The 19,837-nt window shown below is 63.7% G+C and carries 20 protein-coding genes; 4 read left to right on the forward strand and 16 right to left on the reverse strand.

The annotated features are described in order from the left end of the window. Positions 1-64: 64 nt before the first annotated feature. Positions 65-967: a LysR family transcriptional regulator gene (locus tag AC1DU8_RS00555; protein ID WP_457281660.1), complete on the reverse strand. Its 903-nt coding sequence runs from the start codon at positions 965-967 to the stop codon at positions 65-67. Between the two features lie 157 nt (positions 968-1,124). On the opposite strand from AC1DU8_RS00555, the gene AC1DU8_RS00560 reads away from it, so the two are divergent. Further along, positions 1,125-2,567: an MFS transporter gene (locus AC1DU8_RS00560; protein ID WP_457281547.1), complete on the forward strand. Its 1,443-nt coding sequence runs from the start codon at positions 1,125-1,127 to the stop codon at positions 2,565-2,567. On the opposite strand, the gene AC1DU8_RS00565 is transcribed toward AC1DU8_RS00560, so the two are convergent. Further along, positions 2,557-3,486 carry a DMT family transporter gene (locus tag AC1DU8_RS00565; protein ID WP_477701525.1) on the reverse strand — a complete coding sequence of 310 codons (930 nt, stop codon included), beginning with the start codon at positions 3,484-3,486 and terminating at the stop codon, positions 2,557-2,559. The two genes, AC1DU8_RS00560 and AC1DU8_RS00565, sit on opposite strands and share 11 nt — an antisense overlap. A 65-nt stretch (positions 3,487-3,551) precedes the next feature. Next, positions 3,552-6,590, reverse strand: coding sequence for an excinuclease ABC subunit UvrA (gene uvrA / locus AC1DU8_RS00570; RefSeq protein ID WP_477707213.1), 3,039 nt, complete (start codon positions 6,588-6,590; stop codon positions 3,552-3,554). Between the two features lie 212 nt (positions 6,591-6,802). On the opposite strand from uvrA, the gene AC1DU8_RS00575 reads away from it, so the two are divergent. Then, positions 6,803-8,038, forward strand: a complete 1,236-nt coding sequence (locus AC1DU8_RS00575; protein ID WP_477666756.1) for an MFS transporter — start codon at positions 6,803-6,805, stop codon at positions 8,036-8,038. A 21-nt stretch (positions 8,039-8,059) separates the two neighbouring features. Continuing rightward, positions 8,060-8,551 (forward strand): single-stranded DNA-binding protein, encoded by a 492-nt coding sequence (ssb, locus tag AC1DU8_RS00580; RefSeq protein ID WP_457281543.1) that lies wholly within the window; start codon positions 8,060-8,062, stop codon positions 8,549-8,551. Between the two features lie 76 nt (positions 8,552-8,627). Here the strand turns inward: ssb and AC1DU8_RS00585 are convergent, their stop codons facing one another. The 3 genes from AC1DU8_RS00585 to AC1DU8_RS00595 all read right to left on the reverse strand — a co-directional run bounded on the left by AC1DU8_RS00585 (position 8,628) and on the right by AC1DU8_RS00595 (position 10,623). Next, positions 8,628-9,017, reverse strand: coding sequence for a nuclear transport factor 2 family protein (locus AC1DU8_RS00585; protein ID WP_477666406.1), 390 nt, complete (start codon positions 9,015-9,017; stop codon positions 8,628-8,630). 4 nt (positions 9,018-9,021) lie between these two features. Continuing rightward, positions 9,022-9,921, reverse strand: coding sequence for an MBL fold metallo-hydrolase (locus tag AC1DU8_RS00590; RefSeq protein ID WP_477666407.1), 900 nt, complete (start codon positions 9,919-9,921; stop codon positions 9,022-9,024). A gap of 63 nt (positions 9,922-9,984) precedes the next feature. Then, a complete protein-coding gene (locus tag AC1DU8_RS00595; RefSeq protein WP_477726342.1) occupies positions 9,985-10,623 on the reverse strand; it encodes a DsbA family protein in 639 nt (212 codons plus the stop codon). Between the two features lie 75 nt (positions 10,624-10,698). Between AC1DU8_RS00595 and AC1DU8_RS00600 the strand changes: the two genes are divergently transcribed. Beyond that, positions 10,699-11,658, forward strand: a complete 960-nt coding sequence (locus AC1DU8_RS00600) for a LysR family transcriptional regulator (RefSeq protein ID WP_477726343.1) — start codon at positions 10,699-10,701, stop codon at positions 11,656-11,658. 109 nt (positions 11,659-11,767) lie between these two features. On the opposite strand, the gene AC1DU8_RS00605 is transcribed toward AC1DU8_RS00600, so the two are convergent. The 10 genes from AC1DU8_RS00605 to AC1DU8_RS00650 form a co-directional block, all read right to left on the reverse strand. Next, the gene (locus AC1DU8_RS00605) at positions 11,768-12,229 is read right to left on the reverse strand and encodes a universal stress protein (protein WP_477666410.1); all 462 of its coding nucleotides are present in this window, start codon (positions 12,227-12,229) and stop codon (positions 11,768-11,770) included. 137 nt (positions 12,230-12,366) lie between these two features. Further along, positions 12,367-13,320: a carbamate kinase gene (gene arcC / locus AC1DU8_RS00610; protein ID WP_477666411.1), complete on the reverse strand. Its 954-nt coding sequence runs from the start codon at positions 13,318-13,320 to the stop codon at positions 12,367-12,369. Next, positions 13,317-14,315 (reverse strand): ornithine carbamoyltransferase, encoded by a 999-nt coding sequence (argF, locus tag AC1DU8_RS00615; protein WP_477687010.1) that lies wholly within the window; start codon positions 14,313-14,315, stop codon positions 13,317-13,319. The genes arcC and argF overlap by 4 nt, the downstream gene beginning before the upstream one ends. Positions 14,316-14,350: 35 nt before the next feature. Beyond that, complete coding sequence (locus AC1DU8_RS00620) at positions 14,351-15,559, reverse strand: arginine deiminase (RefSeq protein WP_477666413.1); 1,209 nt, start codon at positions 15,557-15,559, stop codon at positions 14,351-14,353. After that, positions 15,559-17,040 carry an arginine-ornithine antiporter gene (gene arcD / locus AC1DU8_RS00625; RefSeq protein WP_477726344.1) on the reverse strand — a complete coding sequence of 494 codons (1,482 nt, stop codon included), beginning with the start codon at positions 17,038-17,040 and terminating at the stop codon, positions 15,559-15,561. Before arcD ends, AC1DU8_RS00620 begins: the two co-directional genes overlap by 1 nt. Positions 17,041-17,067: 27 nt before the next feature. Next, positions 17,068-17,490 (reverse strand): universal stress protein, encoded by a 423-nt coding sequence (locus AC1DU8_RS00630; protein WP_457281533.1) that lies wholly within the window; start codon positions 17,488-17,490, stop codon positions 17,068-17,070. Positions 17,491-17,531: 41 nt separating this feature from the next. Then, positions 17,532-17,975, reverse strand: coding sequence for a universal stress protein (locus AC1DU8_RS00635; RefSeq protein WP_477687014.1), 444 nt, complete (start codon positions 17,973-17,975; stop codon positions 17,532-17,534). A gap of 170 nt (positions 17,976-18,145) precedes the next feature. Further along, the gene (locus AC1DU8_RS00640; protein ID WP_457281531.1) at positions 18,146-18,514 is read right to left on the reverse strand and encodes a cytochrome C; all 369 of its coding nucleotides are present in this window, start codon (positions 18,512-18,514) and stop codon (positions 18,146-18,148) included. A 48-nt stretch (positions 18,515-18,562) separates the two neighbouring features. Beyond that, on the reverse strand, positions 18,563-19,252 hold the full coding sequence (locus AC1DU8_RS00645) for a VIT1/CCC1 transporter family protein (protein ID WP_477689503.1): 690 nt from the start codon (positions 19,250-19,252) through the stop codon (positions 18,563-18,565). Positions 19,253-19,284: 32 nt separating this feature from the next. Next, positions 19,285-19,833 carry a cytochrome b gene (locus tag AC1DU8_RS00650; RefSeq protein WP_457281659.1) on the reverse strand — a complete coding sequence of 183 codons (549 nt, stop codon included), beginning with the start codon at positions 19,831-19,833 and terminating at the stop codon, positions 19,285-19,287. Between the last annotated feature and the right edge of the window lie 4 nt (positions 19,834-19,837).

The raw sequence follows: 19,837 nt of genomic DNA on the forward strand, positions 1-19,837 counted from the left end.
GCCGGGCAACCCCCGGCCAGCAACACTCAGCAAAGGGCTCGGCCACAACATCACCAACGCTCGATCAGGCGAGGGGCCGCCCCGCACAAACCTCCCGAACACAACCCCGCAGCCACCGATGCCCCGGATCCGCATCCAGCCGCGGATGCCAGAGCAACGACACCGTGATCTCCGGCGTGGAGACCGGCAGCGCAAAACTGTGCATTCCGGCGCGCAGGTTTCCGGTGTGCCGTTCAGGAACCGTGGCGATCAGGTCGGAAGCCCGGGCCAGTGCCAGTGCCGCCGCAAAACCACCGACGATGGTAGCGATTTCCCTTTCGAGCCCGAACGGGTGCAAGGCTTCATCCACCGGCCCCTTGCCCTGGCCCCGCCGCGAGACGTCGATATGCCTGCCGGCGGCGTAGCGGGCGGGCGTGACCTCGCCCTCGCCCAGCGGGTGTCCCATTCGTACGACGCCGATGAACCGGTCCCGGAACAAGGCCTGCACGCGCAGCTCCGGTGCCGCCGTCTTTCCCACAACGCCTGTTTCCAGGTCGACGGTCCCGTCGCGAAGCGGCGTGCTGTCCTTGTCGAGCTTCTGTACGAAGCACAGCCGCACGCCGGGTGCTTCATCCGCAACGCGTGCAATAAGCTCCGGCCCGAAGTTCTCCACAAAACCTTCGCGAGTGCGCAGCGTGAACGTGCGGACCAGCTGTTTGAGCTTGAGTTTTTTGGCGGGGCGCAGCACCGCTTCTGCGTCTTGCACAAGCTGGCTGACGCGCTCACGGAGTTCGACGGCCCGCGGCGTGGGAACAAGACCGCGCCCAGCCCTGACCAGCAGCGGGTCGCCGGTCGTTTCGCGCAATCGGGCCAGCGCCCGGCTCATCGCTGACGGGCTCAGCCGCAGGCGCCGGGCTGCGCCCGCCACGCTGCCTTCCGCGAGCAGCACATCCAGGGTGACAAGAAGGTTGAAATCGGGCGCAGCCATGCATCGACCATAGCGCAATTTGGCCATGACATGGCGTTAAACGCACTCATAAAGTGCAAATGGTGCGTCTTCCGCCATGCCAGGTAAAAAACTACGCTCCCGGAGAGCTCCATTTCGGGGAGCCACAACCCCTTTACCGCTTGCCCACTGGACTACCTTGACCACTCCCCTTGCACCCACCCGCCCATCAACAAACGCCAACGCGGAACCGGCGCCGTCTGTCCGATGGGTACTGGCCAGTCTTTCGCTGTCCATGCTGCTGTCCTCGCTCGGCACCAGCATCGCCAACGTGGGTTTGCCGGCGCTGGCTCAGGCGTTCAACGCCTCTTTTCAGGAAGTGCAATGGGTGGTCCTGGCTTACCTGCTGTCCATCACCGCCCTGATCGTCAGTGCCGGACGGCTGGGGGACCTGATGGGCCGAAGGCGCTTGCTGCTGGCCGGCATCTTCCTGTTCTCGCTGGCCTCGGTCCTGTGCGGTGTCGCGCCCACGCTCTGGCTGCTGGTTGCCGCCCGGGCGGTGCAAGGCCTGGGGGCGGCAGTGATGATGGCGCTCACCATGGCGTTTGTCGGCGAGGCGGTTCCGAAGGCCAGAACCGGCAGTGCCATGGGGTTGCTCGGCACCATGTCCGCGGTCGGCACCGCGCTGGGTCCATCGCTGGGCGGTGTCCTGATTGCTGTATCGGGCTGGCAGGCCCTATTCTTCATCAACGTACCGTTGGGCATCCTGACTTTTTTCCTGGCGCGTCGCTACTTGCCTGCTGACCGCAAGGAAGGGAAGAAGGAGCGCCCCCATTTTGATCACCTGGGCACACTGCTGCTGGCCCTGACGCTCGCAGCCTACGCCTTGGCCATGACAACGGGGCGCGGTCATTTCGGTCCGCTCAACATGGCGCTGCTGCTGGCGGCTGTTATCGGCGTCGGCTTTTTCGTGCTCGTCGAGTCGGAAGCGAAATCCCCTCTGGTCCGGCTCACGACGTTCCGCGCTCCAGGCTTGAGTGCAAGCCTCGGCATGAACGCGCTCGTTGCGACCGTGATGATGGCGACGCTTGTCATTGGCCCGTTTTACCTGTCCCGTGCCCTCGGCCTCAACGCCGCGCTGGTCGGCATCGTCATGTCGATAGGCCCCGTCATTTCCGCATTGAGCGGCGTTCCGGCTGGCCGCATGGTGGACCGCCTGGGGGCGCCGTTCATGGCCATCATCGGACTCATCGCCGTGGCTACCGGCGCAGCGGCGCTGGCCGCGCTTCCGGCGATGTTCGGTGTCGCGGGCTACGTGGCCGCCATCTTCATCCTGACCCCGGGATATCAGCTGTTCCAGGCCGCCAACAACACAGCGGTCATGACGGACATTCCTGCGGACCAGCGGGGTGTCATTTCCGGCATGCTCAACCTGTCGCGCAATCTGGGCCTCATGACCGGTGCCTCCGCGATGGGGACCGTGTTCGCGTTTGCCTCGGCGGCGGACATCACCACCGCGGGTGCCGGGGCTGTTGCCACCGGAATGCAGGTCACGTTCGCGGTTGCAACGGTGCTGGTTGTCATCGCAATCGCCATCGCTGTCGGGGGCCGCTCGCGCGTAAAACCCAGGCTCAGCCGGTAACTTTCTCTTCCTTCGTCACCAGCCAGATTCCATAACAAACCAGCAACAAGGCCAGGCCGTTTTTCCACTCCAGGAAGCGCTCATCCAGAAACACCGCCGACAGCAGTGTCCCAAAAATCGGTATCATGAAATTGAACACGGTGATCATGCTGACCCGGTTGTACTTCAGCAAAATCGTCCACAGCGAAAACGCGGCCGACGACAGCACCACCAGATACACCATCAGGAAAGTGGACTTGAGCGTGAAGCCCGACAGCGTTCCGCCGGTGGCAACACCGATCAGCAGCAGGGCCAGGCCGCCTATGGCCAGTTGCCAGCCCGTCAGCACCACCGAATCCACGCGCTGCGACACCTTCTTGCCGTAAATGCTGGCGGCCGACAGCACAAAGGCGGCGATCACCACAAAGCCTTCACCGAGCAGCGTGAAATCGAAGGCCAGCAGGCCTTCGCTGAAGTTCACCACCATCACGCCGGCGAAGCCCACCACACAACCCAGCACCTTGTTGAAGCTGAGACGGTCATTCTTGTAGATGTAATGCGCCAGCAGCACGCTGAAGAAGGTGCCCGTTGCATTCATGATCGAGCTCTTCACGCCGGTGGCGTACGCCAGGCCGATGTAGAAGAACACATATTGCAGGCTGGTCTGCGTGAGTCCCACCACCGTCACCTGGCCGAAGGTGCGGCGGCCCAGCTGAAACACCGGCTTTTTGCTGAGGGCCGCGAACACCAGCAGCACCAGGCCGGCAAAAATAAAGCGCCAGCCCGCAAACACCAGCTTGGAGGGAATGTCGTTGGCCGCAATATGAAACAGCGCATAGCCGTTCTTGATGGCCGGGTAGGCGCTGCCCCAGAGCAGGCAGCACAGTGAGGCCAGGAGAAAAACCACTTTGCGCCGGGTGAAAAAGGTGGAGCTGTTCAAACCGGGATCCCGTGAAAAGAAGGCCGCGTCCGGGCGCGGCAGGCACCCGGACGTGGCAGGGAAACTCAGAGCAGGCGCGCCAGGTACCGTCCGGTATGGCTGGCCGCATTGGCAGCGATGTCCTCCGGTGTGCCGACACCCACCACCGTGCCGCCGCCGGCACCACCCTCCGGTCCCATGTCGATCAGCCAGTCGGCCGTCTTGATGACGTCCAGGTTGTGTTCGATCACCACAATCGTGTTGCCCGCATCGCGCAGCTGGTGCAGCACCTTGAGCAGCAGGTCGATGTCGGCAAAGTGCAGGCCGGTCGTCGGTTCATCGAGGATGTACAGCGTGCGGCCGGTGTCGCGTTTGCTCAATTCCAGCGCGAGCTTCACGCGCTGCGCCTCGCCGCCTGAGAGCGTGGTCGCGGCCTGGCCCAGCTTGATGTAGGAAAGGCCCACGTCGAGCAGGGTGTGCAGTTTGCGCGCAATGGTGGGCACGGCCTTGAAGAACTCGGCGGCCACCTCGACGGTCAGGTCCAGGATCTGTGCGATGTTCTTGCCCTTGTACTGCACTTCCAGTGTTTCGCGGTTGTAGCGCATGCCTTTGCAGACATCGCAGGGCACATACACGTCGGGCAGGAAGTGCATTTCGACCTTCACCACGCCGTCACCCTGGCAAGCTTCGCAGCGGCCGCCGGCCACGTTGAAGCTGAACCTTCCGGCGCCGTAGCCGCGTTCGCGCGCCGTGTTCATCTCGGCCATCAGCTCGCGGATCGGCGTGAAAAGGCCGGTGTAGGTGGCCGGGTTGCTGCGCGGCGTGCGGCCAATGGGCGACTGGTCAACGTTGATGACCTTGTCGAAATGCTCGATGCCTTCAATGGCTTCGTGCGGCGCAGGCTCTTCATGGGCTCGGTACAGCGTGCGCGCCACGGCGGCATACAGCGTGTCGTTGACCAGCGTCGATTTGCCCGACCCCGATACGCCGGTCACGCAGGTGAGCAGGCCCACCGGGAATTCGACGCTCACGCCTTTGAGGTTGTGGCCGGTGGCGTTGATGACGCGCAAGGCCTGCATGTCGCCCAGCGTGGCCTGGTGCACGGCCTCGCGCGCTGCGCGGCGTTCGGCGGCCGGACTTTGCGGAAAGCGCGAGGCTTTCTTTTTCTCTGCAGCTTCTACAGCTTTGACCGTCGGCAGCCAGGGTGTGCGGCGTTTGGGCACCGCGATCTTCAGCGTTTGCGCCAGGTACTGGCCCGTGAGCGAGTCGGGGTTATTCTTGACTTCGTCAAATGTGCCTTGCGCCATCACGCGCCCGCCGTGGATGCCGGCGCCCGGTCCCATGTCGATCACATGGTCGGCCGCGCGGATCATGTCTTCGTCGTGCTCGACCACCAGCACGCTGTTGCCGATGTCGCGCAAATGCTTGAGCGTGCCGATCAGGCGGTCGTTGTCGCGCTGGTGCAGGCCGATGCTGGGTTCGTCGAGCACATACATCACGCCGGTCAGGCCCGAACCGATCTGCGAGGCCAGGCGTATGCGCTGGGACTCGCCACCCGACAGTGTCTCGGCGCTGCGGTCCAGGCTGAGGTAATTGAGCCCCACGTCGTTGAGGAACTTCAGGCGCAGGCCGATCTCGCGCACTACCTTGGCCGCAATTTCGGCCTTGGCACCCTGCATCTTCAGCGCGTTGAAATACTCGAAACTCTCGCGCAACGTTGAGTGGCTGATTTCATAGATCGCCTTGCGCCCAGGCTTGCTGCCATCGGGCACCGATGCGTCAACGCCGTCTTCAGGCGCGCTCACCAGGTACACGTGGCGCGCCTCGGTACGCAGGCGCGTGCCTTCGCAGTCAGGGCAGGGCTGCACGCTGCGATAGCGGGACAGTTCTTCGCGCACGGCGGCGGAATCGGTTTCGCGGTAACGACGCTCGAAGTTGGTGATGACGCCTTCGAAGGGATGCTTCTTGGCGATCTTCTTGCCGGCAAAGTTGCCCGAATCCATCACATAGCTGAACTTGATTTCTTCCTCGCCCGAGCCATACAGGACAACCTGCCGCACGGTGTCGGGCAGGTTCTCAAAGGCAGCGTCGATGTCGAATTTGTAGTGCTTTGCCAGGCTTTCCAGCATCGAGAAGTAGTAGCCATTGCGCCGGTCCCAGCCCTTGACGGCGCCGCTGGCCAGGCTCAGCGACGGGAAGGCCACCACGCGTGCCGGGTCGAAAAATTCCATATGACCCAGGCCGTCACAGGTGGGGCAGGCGCCGACGGGCGAGTTGAAAGAGAAGAGCCGCGGCTCCATTTCGCTCAGTGAATAGTCGCAGACAGGGCAGGAAAACTTCGCGCTGAAGAGGTGCTCTTTGCCGGTGTCCATTTCCATGGCAATCGCTTTGCCGTCGGCCAGGCGCAGTGCGGCCTCAAAGCTTTCGGCCAGGCGTTGCTGCAGGTCTGCGCGCACCTTGATGCGGTCAATCACCACATCGATGTTGTGTTTTTCGGTTTTCTTGAGCTTGGGCAGGTCGTCAAGCTCATAGGCCGTGCCGTCGACGCGAAAGCGCACATAGCCTTGCGACTGCATCTCGGCAAATACGTCCACAAATTCGCCCTTGCGGTCGCGCGCCACCGGCGCCAGGATCATCAGCTTGGTGTCTTCGGGCAGCGCCAGCACCGTGTCGACCATTTCGCTGACGCTTTGGGCCTGCAGCGGCAGGTCATGGTTAGGGCAATAGGGCGTGCCGGCCCGCGCAAACAGCAGGCGCAGGTAATCGTGAATTTCAGTCACCGTACCCACGGTGGAGCGCGGGTTGTGCGAGGTGGCTTTCTGCTCGATGGAGATCGCGGGCGACAGGCCTTCGATCATGTCTACGTCGGGCTTGTCCATGAGCTGCAGGAACTGCCGCGCATAGGTGGAGAGGCTCTCAACGTAGCGGCGCTGGCCTTCGGCGTACAGCGTGTCAAAGGCGAGAGACGACTTGCCCGAACCGCTCAAGCCGGTAATCACCACCAGCTGGTTGCGCGGAATGTCGAGATCGATATTTTTAAGGTTGTGCGTGCGCGCGCCGCGGATGCTGATCCGCTGGGCCGCGAGCACTTTGGCAAGGTATTTGCTGTCGTCAGGAGAGTTCAAGATGTGGCAGCCGCAAAACTCTCCATCATAGACCGAAGCACCGTTTCAAGCACAATAGCCGGTTGGGCAAGCCACGGGCTGCCGTGGGCTTGCCGCTCCCAGTCGGTCAATCCCGGGTTATTGCCCCGTTTTGGAGCTTTTCTAGCTATTTTTTGGCCGCTTTTGCCCTTTTAATCCCCTTGACTGCGCCTACAGCCCCCATGTCGTTTCCCATGACCGCTACCGAGCGGCGCGCCAGCGTTTCGCTGGCTTCGATCTTTGCGCTTCGCATGCTCGGCCTCTTTTTGGTGCTGCCGGTGTTTGCGCTGGAGGCGGCCAAATACCCGGGGGGCGATGACCCGGCCCGGATTGGCCTGGCCATGGGTATTTACGGCCTGACGCAGGGCATCCTGCAAATTCCTTTTGGGATCGCTTCGGACTGGTGGGGGCGCAAGCGTGTCATCGTTTCCGGCCTGGTCATTTTTGCGCTGGGCAGCCTGATCGCCGCCTGGGCGCCCGACCTGAACTGGCTGATCGCCGGCCGGTCGTTGCAGGGGGCGGGTGCCATTTCGGCTGCCGTTACGGCGCTGCTGGCCGATTCCACCCGCGACGAAGTGCGTACCAAGGCCATGGCGCTGGTGGGCGGCAGCATTGCCCTGATGTTTGCGCTTTCGCTGTTGGCCGCGCCTCTGCTCGCCGGCGCTATCGGCCTGCACGGGCTGTTTGCCCTGACTGGCGCACTGGCACTGGGCGGCATTGCCGTGGTCGTCTGGTGGGTGCCACCCGAACCGGTGGAGCACGTCAATCGGCCGCGCGGCAGCGTGGTGGAGGTGCTAAAGGACACCGCGCTGCTGCGGCTGAATTTCGGCGTGTTCGTGCTGCATGCCGTGCAGCTGGCCATGTGGGTGGCGATTCCGGCTTTGCTGGTGAATGCCGGGCTCGACAAGGCCGCGCATTGGCAGGTCTACCTGCCGGCGGTGCTGGCCTCTTTTGGGGTGATGGGGGCTACGCTGTTTCCGCTGGAAAAACGGGGCTACCTGCGCGCCGTGTTCCTGGGGGCTGTCGGCCTGGTCCTGCTGGTTCAGCTGGGCTTGCTCTGGGTGGCGTCGTCTACCTCGGCGCCGGCCAGCCTGGGCATTCTGGCCGTGCTGCTGTTCCTGTTTTTTTGCGGCTTCAACGTCCTGGAAGCCACCCAGCCCAGCCTGGCCTCCCGGGTGGCGCCAGCCCATGCCCGCGGCGCGGCGCTGGGGGTGTACAACACCTTGCAGTCGCTCGGTTTTTTTGCCGGCGGCGCGGTGGGCGGCTGGATCACCAAGGTGCACGGTGCCCAGGGGCTTTTTCTGTTGTGCGGCGGCCTGATGCTGGCCTGGCTGCTGGTGGCCTGGCCCATGCGGGCGCCCGGCCGGCACGGGGCCGCGGCTGTTACAGACGGCCATGGCACCGCATCGGGCCAGCCAGTTAAACTCTAAGTTAGATCAGGAGAACACCCCATGGCATCCGTCAATAAAGTTATCGTCGTCGGCAATCTGGGCCGGGACCCCGAAATGCGCAGCTTCCCCAGCGGTGACCAGGTCGCCAACGTCACCATTGCCACCACTGACAAGTGGAAGGACAAGCAGACGGGTGAAATGAAGGAGGCCACCGAATGGCACCGCGTGGTGTTCAACGGCCGTCTTGCTGAAATCGTCGGCCAGTACCTGCGCAAAGGCTCGCAGGTCTATGTCGAAGGCAGCCTGCGCACGCGCAAGTGGACCGACAAGGACGGCCAGGAAAAGTACACCACCGAAATCCGTGCCGACCAGATGCAGATGCTCGGCAGCCGTCAGGGCATGGGCGGCCCCGGCGGTGATGACGGTGGCGGTTATGAAGCGCCGCGCCAGTCCGCACCTGCTGCACGCCCGCCGGCCGCCGCACCGCGGCCAGCTCCGGCAGCCAAGGCCGCCAGCGGCTTTGACGACATGGACGACGATATCCCGTTCTAAATACAAACAGTCTTTGTCGATGGAGGCCCACTGTTCGAGAGGAGAGTGGGCTTTTTGTTTGCAGGTGCCCGGATGATCAGCTCATCGCCTGACGGACAAGCAGCGTGTCTGTGAATTGCTCAAAGGCCACGACCTTCCCGCCCCGCAGGTGCCAGACATGGGCCACACGGGCCTGCATGTCCTTTCCCGTGGCGCGGTAAGTGCCGTGGTAGCTTCCCACCCCGAGGATGTGGTCACCACCGTCGACGAGGCTTTGCAGTTCGAAGCGATAACCGATCCAGTCCCTGCCCAGCACGGCAAAGACGTTGTCGACAACCGCTTGCGGCCCGACCCAGGTGCCCGCGCAAGGAAAGCCCGCCATCTCGGTCCAGCGTACCTGGGGCGAGACATGGGCCATCATCTCGCCGATGTTTCCCTGGGCCGAGGCCGCGTAGTGGGCACGGACGATGTCGATGTTCGACATCATGGCTTCAACCCCACTTCATCTCGCCCTTGGCGACTTTGGCACCGATTTGCAGCGCCACGCCCATGCCGGCGTTCGGGTAGCGCCGGGTCATGGCCGCGATGAGGGCGCCGCTGTCGGCTGACTTGGCCAGCACTTCCTCGAAAGCCACGAGGTAGTCGCGGGTGTATTGGATCGCGCTTGCGTCCACCGCCGCCGTGACCGCCATGTGGCCGGGGACCACCACGGCGGGTTTGCGCGCAGCCATGGCATCAAGCGTCTTCACCCAAGCCGCACGGGCCTCGGCGCCCTGCGTGTCGGCGGTCCACACGTGAACACCGGAGAACAGCAGCACGCCGCCGAAGATGGCGTTCAGCGAAGGCACCCAGATGTAGCGGCGGTTGGCCAAGCCATCCGCATCGACGATTTCAATGGCATGGCCTTCCAGGGTGAGGCTGCGGCCGTCGAAGGCCTGGGGCATCACGATGTCCGCCAGCGCCTGTGGGCCGTTTTCCTTGAGTTGGGGGCCCCAGGTTGCCAGTTTCTTTTCCACGTTGCCCTTGATGGCCGCGATCGTGGCCGGTGCCGCGATCACCTTGGCGTCGGGAAACGCCGCCTTGATAGGCGCCAGGCTGAAGTAGTAGTCGGGATCGCTCTGGCTGATGTAGATGGTCGTGAGCTTTTTGCCGGTGGCCTTGATGGCCTCGGCCAATGCCTTGCCGTCTGGAAGCGTAAAGCCCCCGTCGATGAGGACAGCCTCGCGTTCGCCGGAGATCAGTACCGGGGCACGGAAGAATCCGTGTTCGCCGGCGGGAAAGTGTTTCCAGGTCAGGTTGGTATTTGCAGCCATAGCGCTTTTCACTCCTAAGATGGCCGTCGCGACAGCCGCGCCGGCTACAGTTTTGATTGCTTCTCTTCGTGTTGTCATGGTTTTTCTTTCTTCTTGAACAGTTAACTGAAATGGGTTGCGGGGGTGGAGGCGGTGCCGGGCTCAAGCAGCCTCGAGCTCGCCTGCCAGCGCGCGCGGGTTGGAATAAAAATCGGCGTTATTCAAGACCCAGCGCTGCGCGCCGGATTCGGCTACCAGCGTAGGCACGCCGTGTGCGCCGAACTCCCGCATCAAGGCCTGTGCGCGATCCATGCGGGCTCGGTTGGCCGAGAGAAGATCTTCATCAGGCTTGTCCACCATTGCGGCAGCCTGCTCAAGCCCCAGCCCTTGCAGAAGGCCGGCCAGCGTTTCCAGTGAGGTCGTGTCCTTGCCATCCACGTAGCGCGCATTCTGGATCGCCTTGAGGGCTTCCAGTTCCCGATCCGGCGCCGTCAATGACACGGCCGTCAGCGCCACCGTGGCGGGGCCGCTGTCAAACAGCCGCTGGCGGTCACCGAGAACCCGCTCGCGATACAGCTCGGTGAAGCGCTGCCCCGTCAGGCGCTCAATGCGCTGGTCGTTGGACCAGGCATAGGCGGCGAATTCAGCATTCATGGGCCTGGCGCCCTGGCCGGAGAACAGCCCGGTCGGCAGCAATTCGATGCTGACAGCTGGAACTTCGCTCAAGGCCGAGAGCGCCGGCATGGCGCCGTAGCACCAGCCGCACAGCGGGTCGAACAGGTAATGGAGGGTCTTGGTCATGGGTTCTTTGCTCACTGGCTGTGATCGTAGGTACTATCCATTGACTGTTAAAGACATCTCTGATAAACACAATGTATGTTTAAAGCAAACAATCAAGATGAAGGTGGCCTCGGCGCGCTGGGAAACCTGAGGCGCCTGGCCTACTTCGCGGCTGTGGTGGAAACCGGCTCCTTCACCGCGGCTGCGGATCGCCTGGGGATCACCAAGGCGGTGGTCAGCCAGCAGGTTGCGCGGCTGGAGCGCGAATTCCGCACGTCGCTCCTTGTGCGCACCACACGCAAGGTGCAGCCCACCGAACTGGGGCAAGCCTTCTACCTGCGTTGCGCGCTGATCCTGCGCGAGGCCGGGGATGCCTTCGACGACCTGGCCGAAACCTCAGCGGAGCCGTCCGGCATGCTGCGGCTGACCGCCCCCTTCGACTATGGTGTCGGCGTGGTGGTGCCGGCTATCGCCGCCTTTACCCGGCGCTACCCCGCGTGCAAGGTCGATGCCGTCCTCACCGACCAGACGCTGGACCTCATGTCGGGCAACATCGAACTGGCGATACGTGTCGGTTGGCTTGCTGAAACCAGCCTGCAGGCGCGAAAAATCGGTTCTTTCCGGCAACTGCTCGTGGCGTCGCCGGCCATGACGCTGCAAGTGGCGCGGCTTACCGCCCCGCAAGACATCGCCGGCCTGCCTTTCATCGCCAACACCGCTCTTCGCGACCACCTGACATGGAATTTCTCGCTCAACGAGGGTGAGCGCCAGACCGTTAGCGTGCAGGCCTCGATTTTTCTCGACGCCACGCTTGCCGTGCGCGAAGCCGTGTTCCAGGGCGCGGGGCTTTCGGTGCTGCCGGACTATGCGGTAGCGGGTGATCTTGCGGCCGGCCGTCTCATCCAGGTCCTGCCGCAGTGGCATCTGCCTTCCGGCGGTATCCATGCCGTGTTTCCGGCCGCGCGCTTTCGTCCCGCGAAGGTCCGTGCCTTTGTCGAATTGCTGGCAGACAGAGAACAACAACGGCAGGCCGTCAGCGCGTCAAATGGAAGCTGACGCCCAGCCTGGCGCTTGGTCGACATGGTGACGATATTCCGCTCCGAGGATTGCTATTATTTTGATAGCTACTCGCGCACACTTGTTGTGCCCTGCAGCTATGTTTCGTTTAAGCCTGCGCTGAAGGCGCGTCGCGGACGACCAGGACGGGCACCGGCGCCAGCCTCAGGATCTGCTCGGCGCCACTGCCCAGCAGCACCCGTCCCAGGCCGCGCCGGCCGTGGGAGCCGACCACGATGAGATCGGCATTCCAGAGCCTGGCCGCCTCGGCCACCGACTCTCCCAGGCGTTTGCCCGGTTCATCGCAAAGCAACTGGCTTGCAGTGACTCCGGCCGACCCGGCGATGGCCGTCGCATCCGTCAGGACTTTGGCGCCGCTTTCGCGCATCATGCCGACCAGATCGGCCGACCAGGTGCCATAGGGGTCGACTCCACCCAGGTAAGCCGCCTCATTGAAGGCGTGCAGCAGCCGTACGCTGGCGCTGGTTTCCCGCGCCATCGCCAGGCCGGCGACAAGGGCCTTGTTGGAGGTGTCGCTGCCGTCCACGGGAATCAGGATTCGCTTGAACATGGTGAATGCCTCATGTGAGTTGAAACGTTATCCATGGTGGCGATTTTGGGGAGCAGCATGTTGATGCGGATCAAATGTGGACAGATTCGCGACGGACGGAAGGGCTTCCGGGCGCAGGTCAATCGATTTGCTGCGTTTCACGCATTGGCCGTAATAACCGGGTCTTGGCCCGTGGTGTCCCCGTGGGGGCTGACCTCTGTACCGGCACGGCCCGCCAGCATCTCCTCGATCTGGGCCAGCGAGCCTATCAAAGCCTTCTTGCCGGTCTTGAGCACAAAGCCGGTGGCAGCCTGTACCTTAGGGCCCATGGAGCCTGCGGGGAAGCTATGGCCCAGCAATTCCTGTGGCCTGATCTTGCCGATGGCGTGCTGTGCGGGCGTTCCCCAGCCCAGGTAGACGGCATCCACGTCGGTGGCGATCACCAGGCAGTCGGCCTCCAGTTCCCGCGCGAGCAGGGCGCCCGTCAGGTCCTTATCGATCACGGCATCGATGCCTTGAAGAGAATGCCCGCCGGCGGTGCGCACCACCGGGATGCCGCCACCCCCCGCGGCGATCACCACTGCCTCATGCTGCAGCAGCCAGCTGATCGGGTCCATGCCCAGCACACGCGTAGGGAGAGGCGAAGCCACGACGCGCCTGAAGCCTGCACCGTCCGGCGCGACATGCCAGTGCATGGCTTGCGCAAGCCGTTCGGCTTCCTCCTTCGTGTAAACAGGTCCTATAGGTTTGGTGGGCTTCCCGAAAGCCGGATCGGCGGGGTCGACTTCCACACGCGTAAGCAGGGTGACCACGGGGCGGCCGGGTGGAAGGTGGTTGGCAAGTTCCTGCTCCAGCAGGTAACCGATCATGCCTTCGGTTTGCGCACCCAATACGTCAAGCGGATAGGGCGCCACTGCCGCGTAGGCCGAGTTCTGCAGCGCCAGCAGGCCTATCTGGGGCCCGTTGCCGTGAGTCACCACCAACTCATGACGAAGCGCGACGCGGGCCAGTTGGGCCGCCACGCTCCGGATGTTTTCCAGCAGGTTCTGCGCGCTGAGCGACTGGCCCCGGCGCAGCAAGGCATTGCCGCCCAGCGCAATCACCAGCTTCATGCGAGCGTGGCCACAAGCACGGCCTTGATGGTGTGCATGCGGTTTTCCGCCTGCGTGAACACGATGGATGCATCGGACTCGAAGACCTCGTCGGTCACCTCTATTTCGCTGAGGCCGTAGCGTTCGTGGATCTGGCGCCCTACCTCGGTGTCCAGGTTGTGGAAAGCCGGCAGGCAATGCATGAAGCGGGTTCGCGGCTTGCCGGTAGCCTTCATCAAGGCGCTGTTGACCTGGAAGGGCAGCAACTGCTCAATCCTGAGCTTCCAGGTGTCGTCGGGCTCACCCATGGACACCCAGACGTCGGTGTAGAGAAAGTCAGCGTCCTTGACAGCCTCGGCCGGATCGTTGCTGAGGGTGATGCGCGCGCCTGTTGTCCTGGCCAGCTCGCGCATTTCGCTCACCAGCCCGGGCGGTGGCATCAGCGCGGCGGGTGCGGCGATGCGCACGTCCATGCCCATCTGCGTGCCGCCCACCAGCAGCGAGCAGCCCATGTTGAAGCGGGCGTCGCCCAGGTAGCAAAAAGACAGTTCATGCAGCGGCTTTTCGCCGAACTCCTGCATGGTCAGCAGGTCGGCCAGCACCTGGGTCGGGTGCGACTCATCTGTGAGCCCGTTCCAGACCGGGACGTGCGAGAAGCGCGCGATTTCTTCCACCACCGTCTGGTGAAAGCCGCGGTACTCGATGCCGTCGTACAGCCGCCCCAGCACCCGCGCCGTGTCCTTGAGAGACTCCTTGTGCCCCAGCTGTGAGCTGACCGGGTCGATGTAGGTCACGTGGCCGCCCTGGTCGTGCACCGCGACTTCGAAGGCGCAACGCGTTCGGGTGGAAGCTTTCTCGAAAATCAGCGCGATGTTTTTGCCCTTGAGGCGCGCGAGCTCATTGCCCGCGTATTTCGAGCGCTTGAGCTCGGCGGCCAGGTCCAGCAGGAAGCGGATGTCCCGCGGGGAAAAATCCTTGAGGTCCAGAAGACTGCGGTTGTGAAGGTTGAAGCTCATGGGTAGCCGTCTTTCGTGGATGCCTCAATGGCGGGTCAGGCAGCGTCACGCTCAATCGGACAGGACATGCAGTGGCTGCCGCCGCGGCCCCGGCCCAGCTCCCCGCTGGGGATTGTGATGACCTCGACACCGGCCTTGCGCAGAAGGGTGTTGGTGTGGGTGTTGCGGTTGTAGGCCATGACAACGCCGGGCGACAGTGCCAGCACGTTGTTGCCGTCGTCCCACTGTTCGCGCTCGGCTTCATAGGCATTGCCGCCGGTGGCGACAACGCGCAGCTTTGCAATACCCAGCGCCTGGGCGAGCACGTCAAGAAAGGGGCCGGTTTCTGCCCTGACATCCAGCGCGCCGGCTTCGTTGCCGGGTCTGAGGCTGAACACGCGTATGGCCTGCACGATCTCGGGAAACACCGTCACCAGGTCGCGGTCGCAAAAAGTCAGCACCGTGTCCAGGTGCATGGCCCCGCGCGACTTGGGCAGCTGGGCGGCCAGCACCCGGGTCGCGGCGCCGCGGGCAAACAGGCTGCGCGCCAGCTGGCTCACGGCCTGCGGCGAGGTCCGCTCGCCCATGCCGATCAGCACCAGGCCCTGGCCCAGAGGCATGATATCGCCGCCTTCGAGCGAGGCCTGCGCGTGCGGCTGGCCCGGATCACCCCACCACTCGGCGACCTTGCCGGCAAACGCAGGGTGAAAACGGTAGACGGCCGCCATGAGCAGGGTTTCCTGCCGGCGTGCGGGCCAGTACATGGCGCCCAGCACCACACCGTCGCCTATCCAGCAACTGCTGTCGCGCGTGAAGAGGGTATTGGGAAGGGCGGGCAATAACAGGTCGGAGGCGCTCGCGCACGCGGCCGTAAGACCCGGCAACTTGAAGGGCAGGTCCACCGGCGTCAGCCCGCCAATCAGGAACTCGGCCAGGCGGGCCGGCGGCAGTTCTTGCAGCCAGGGTCGCAGCACGGCGGCGGCTTCCAGGTCGATGCCGGTCAGCTTGCGGTCCAGCAGCCAGTCGCGCACCGCTGGGTCGCTGACTGTGACTGCGAGAAGGTCGTGCAATTCCAGCACTTCCACGCCTTGCTCCGTCATGGCGCTGGTGAACGCGTAATGGTCGTTTTTTGCCTGCGCGACCCACATCACATCGTCGAACAGCATGCTTTGGCAGTTCGCGGGCGTCAGGCGCATATGCGCCAGGCCCGGCCTGCAGACCAGTACCTTGCGCAGCCGGCCCGTCTCTGAATGAACGCCGGCCATCACAGGCTCAACTGACCGGTGGCGAGCATCCAGCCGGCCACCGCTGCGAGCGCGAGCACGGCTGCGAGCATGGCTTTCTCGCCAGCGGTAAAGGGCTGTTTGTTGCCCTGCCGTTTGGCGATGAAATACAGGGCCGCGCCGGGGGCGTAGAGCAGAGCGCTCAGCAGGAGGTATTTGGCGCCGGCGGCATACAGCAGCCACAGGCAGTACACCGACGCGAGCGCGGCCACCGGCAGGTCCAGCGACCCGCCGGCGGTGCCTTCCCTCGTTGGGCCCTCACCGCGCAGCAGCACCTTCAGGCCGTAAAGCGCGCTGAACAGGTAGGGCAGCAAAATCATCGCGGTCGACAGCGAGATCAGGGCCAGGTAGGAAGCCTTGGAGACCAGCGTGACGATGAGGAAGATCTGAACCATGGCGCTGCTCAGCCACAGGGCATTGGCCGGCACGCCCTTGCTGCTTTGGCGGCCCAGCCATTCGGGCATCACGCCGCTGTTGGCCGGTGTGAAAAGCGACTCCGCAGCGAGCAATGTCCAGGCCAGGAAGCCACCGCCGACGGAAACGATGAGGCCGACATAAATCAGCACAGCGCCCCAGGTGCCCACGGCTTTCTCAAGCACGCTGGCCATGGAGGGATTCTTCAATCCGGCAAGTTCGGGCTGCGTGAAGATGCCCAGGGACAGCAACGAGACGGCCATCAACAGTGCCAGGCAGATCAGAAAACCAATCACCGTGGCCTTGCCGACGTCCTTGCGCTGCCGCGCGCGCGCCGAATAGACACTGGCGCCTTCGATGCCGATGAACACCCACACCGTCACCAGCATGGTGCTCTTGACCTGGTCAAGTACGGAGCCGAGTTTGGCGCTGCCCCAGAAGTCCAGGCTGAAGGTGGGCGCCTGGAAAGCGGCGGCGGCCAGCACAATGAACAGCAGCAACGGAATGACTTTGGCGACTGTGACAATCGCATTGACCCAGGCAGCGGTGTTGATGCCGCGCAGCACCAGCGCGTGCACGATCCACAGGACTATCGACGCTCCGGCCACGGCCGCGGGCGTGTTGCCTTCGCCGAAAGCTGGAAAGAAATAACCGAGCGCACCGAAGGCGGCCACCAGGTAGCCGACGTTGCCGATCCAGGCGCTGATCCAGTACCCCCAGGCGGAGTTAAAGCCGATGTACTCGCCTGACAGCGCGCGGGCATAGGCATAGACGCCGTTGTCCAGTTCGGGCTTGCGCAGGGCCAGCATCTGGTAGACGCGCGCCAGCACCAGCATGCCCACGCCCGTGACCAGCCAGCCGATCAGGATGGCACCCGCGCCGGCGCCCGCCGCCATGTTTTGCGGCAGGCCGAAAATGCCGCTGCCGATGATGGAGCCCGTCACCAGCGCGACCAGCAGCCCCAGGCCCAAACCGCCCTGCGCCTGGCGTGTGGTGGGAATAGCCCGCGGCGGCGACACGGGGGAGCGGGTATTTGACAGTGTGTTCATGGCAGGCCTTCCGTAAAAGATGATCGGCTACTTGACCAGCAGCACCGGCACGTCAACGTCCGCCACTACCCGCTGGGCAACGCTGCCGAGCAGGGCGCGGCCCAGCAAACCATGGCCATGGGTGCCCATGACCAGCATGTGTACCTTTTCACGTTTCACCGCCTGCGCGATTTGTGTGGCCGGTGTGCCGGCGACCCAGGAGGCCCGGAAAGTGATGTCATGGCGTTTGAGAAAGCGTTCTATAGGCTCCAGCACTTTCTGGGCTTCGTCGCGGTGGTAGGCATGTACCGTGGCGGCGCCCACCATGGACTTGACGCGTGGAGGAACAGCGATCTGTACATTGAGCACGATCAACTCCGCGTCGGGCCCCATCAGGGTTTCGTGCGTGACCAGAAAGGCGAGGGCTTTTTTTGTGAACTTGCTGCCGTCAACGGCCAGAAGGACTTTCATGGTTGTCTCCGGAAAATGGAAAAAAATGAGACGGCGCGCGCTCAGCGCAGGACAAGGACGGGGATGCTGCTGTGCGTGAGCACCTGCTGGGTCTCGCTTCCGAGCAGGATGCGAGAGAGGCCCTTGCGGCCGTGCGAGGCCATGACGATGAGGTCGCACTTGTTCTTTTTGGCTGCGGCCAGGATGGCGGTGGCTACGAGGTCGGACTTGGCGATCACGGATTTGGCCTGGACGCCCGCAGCCTCGGCGGCCTTTTGCGCCGCGTCGGCAATGGCCTGACCCTTGCCGGTCCATTCCTTTTCAATGCGCCCGACTTCCTGCGGCGAAATTGTGGCGCCGCCCTCAAAGTAGCTCATGGGATAGCGCGGCACGACGTTGAGCGCCACGAGTCCGGCATCCAAAGACACGGCAAGGGCGATGGCGTCCTTGACCGCTTTTCTGGAAAGCGTCGAACCGTCGGTGGCAACAAGAATGCGCTTGTACATGGTGGGTTCTCCTGTGTTGATTCGTTTGCAGTCTAGGAGCGCCGCGGCGGCCCGGTCTTGATTCATGTCAAGGGCGCGGCAGATGACGTCGGCCCTCCACTGTGGCGCTTCCGGTGAGATCTTTCGATGTGCGCAAAACCGCATCGGCCGGGAAGCTATCCGAAGCAGCTTCAGGGCGCGGCGGAAATCCTCTGCGGCGGCCCGGGCAAGACGAGTCCGACGGGAGCGGTGCGCGGATACCGGTAAATCGTGTCATTCAGGTAGCCTGCCACTTCCACGATATCCGCCTCGTCCCATTGCAGCCCGGTGTTGCCTTGCCAGAGGCGAACCTGCACTTTCAGGCTCTCCCAGTCATGGGCGCGCCGGTTGTTGCGCCAGTGCATCTCCGAGGTGTGGCAAGCAATGCAGTGCGTCGTGTACAACAACTCCCCGCGGGTTTGTACGGGCATCGTCTGGCCATGCGCCGACAGGCCGGCGAACCCGATGGCGGCCAGCACAAGATACCGGCCGGGAAATGCTTTGGTGGAGGGTGATGGCATGGGGTGACTGTGCGCGCAGTATCGGGTGCCGTCTGTTCGCCAGCAGACTTAGACCACGGCCCCAAACAGCGCGCCCACACCCGCGGTAATGCCCATGGCCAGCGCACCCCAGAAAGTCACGCGCCATGCGCCGGGCAGGATCCCCGCGCCGCCCGCGTGGGCGGCCATCGCGCCCAGAAAGGCCAAAAATGCCAGGGAGGTTCCCGACACCCACCAGATCAGTGTGGCGCCGGGCGCCATCGCGGTAACGACCAACGGCAAAAGGGCGCCACATGCAAAGCTGGCCGCCGACGCGAGCGCGGCCTGTATGGGCCGGGCGGCCATGCTGTCGTGAATTCCCAACTCGTCGCGCGCGTGTGAACCCAGGGCGTCATGAGCCATGAGCTGCTCCGCAACCTGCCGCGCAAGCGCATCGTCCAGCCCGCGCGCGATGTAGATGGCGGTCAGTTCGCGGTGTTCGGCCACGGGGTCTTTTTCAAGTTCGGCCCGCTCCCGGGCCAGGTCGGCCTTCTCGGTATCGGACTGCGAGTGCACCGACACGTATTCGCCCGCGGCCATCGACATCGCGCCGGCCACCAGGGCTGCCACGCCCGTCATCAGCACATTGCCGTGTGTGGCGCTGGCGGCGGCCACTCCCACTATCAGGCTGGCGGTCGATACGATGCCGTCATTGGCACCCAGAACGGCAGCGCGAAGCCATCCGATGCGTGAAGTCCTGTGCCATTCAATATGTCTCATGCACTCATCCTTCGTTTAGGGGGTAGTTTGAATCAGCGGCGGCCGGGAAGCATGCGAGCCAGCGTGTTGTCACGCAGCCGGTAGTGGTGATACAAGGCCGCCAATGCATGCAAGCCCACCAGGAAATACCCCGCTGTCGCTCCCGCTTCGTGGACTTCCTTGATCCAGCCCGCCGCATCTTTGCTCTCGGCCATCAGCGCGGGCAGTTGCAGCCCAAAAAAAGGAATGGGCTGACCACGGGCGCTGAGTATCAGCCATCCCGCCAGGGGCATCCCTATCATGAGCAGATAAAGCCCCGCCTGCACCAGCCAGGCCAGGCGGCTTTGCCACAGCGGCGGTGCCGGGGCTACGGGTGGGGCGCGATGCCGGAGATTGACCGCCAGGCGAAGCCAGGCCAGCACAAAGACGGACAGGCCCAGCATGTAGTGCCAGGCCCTCAGCCCGTTGCGCATGTCGCTGCCCTTGGGAAAGGCGTCACTGAGCTCCATGCAGAGGTAGACCGCCGCCAGCAAGACAAGCATGAACCAGTGCAAGCCGATGGAGAGCGCACCGTAGCGGTTTTCCGGGTGGGGTTTTGACATCATG

This window comes from Polaromonas sp. P3_A5 (genome assembly GCF_056403055.1).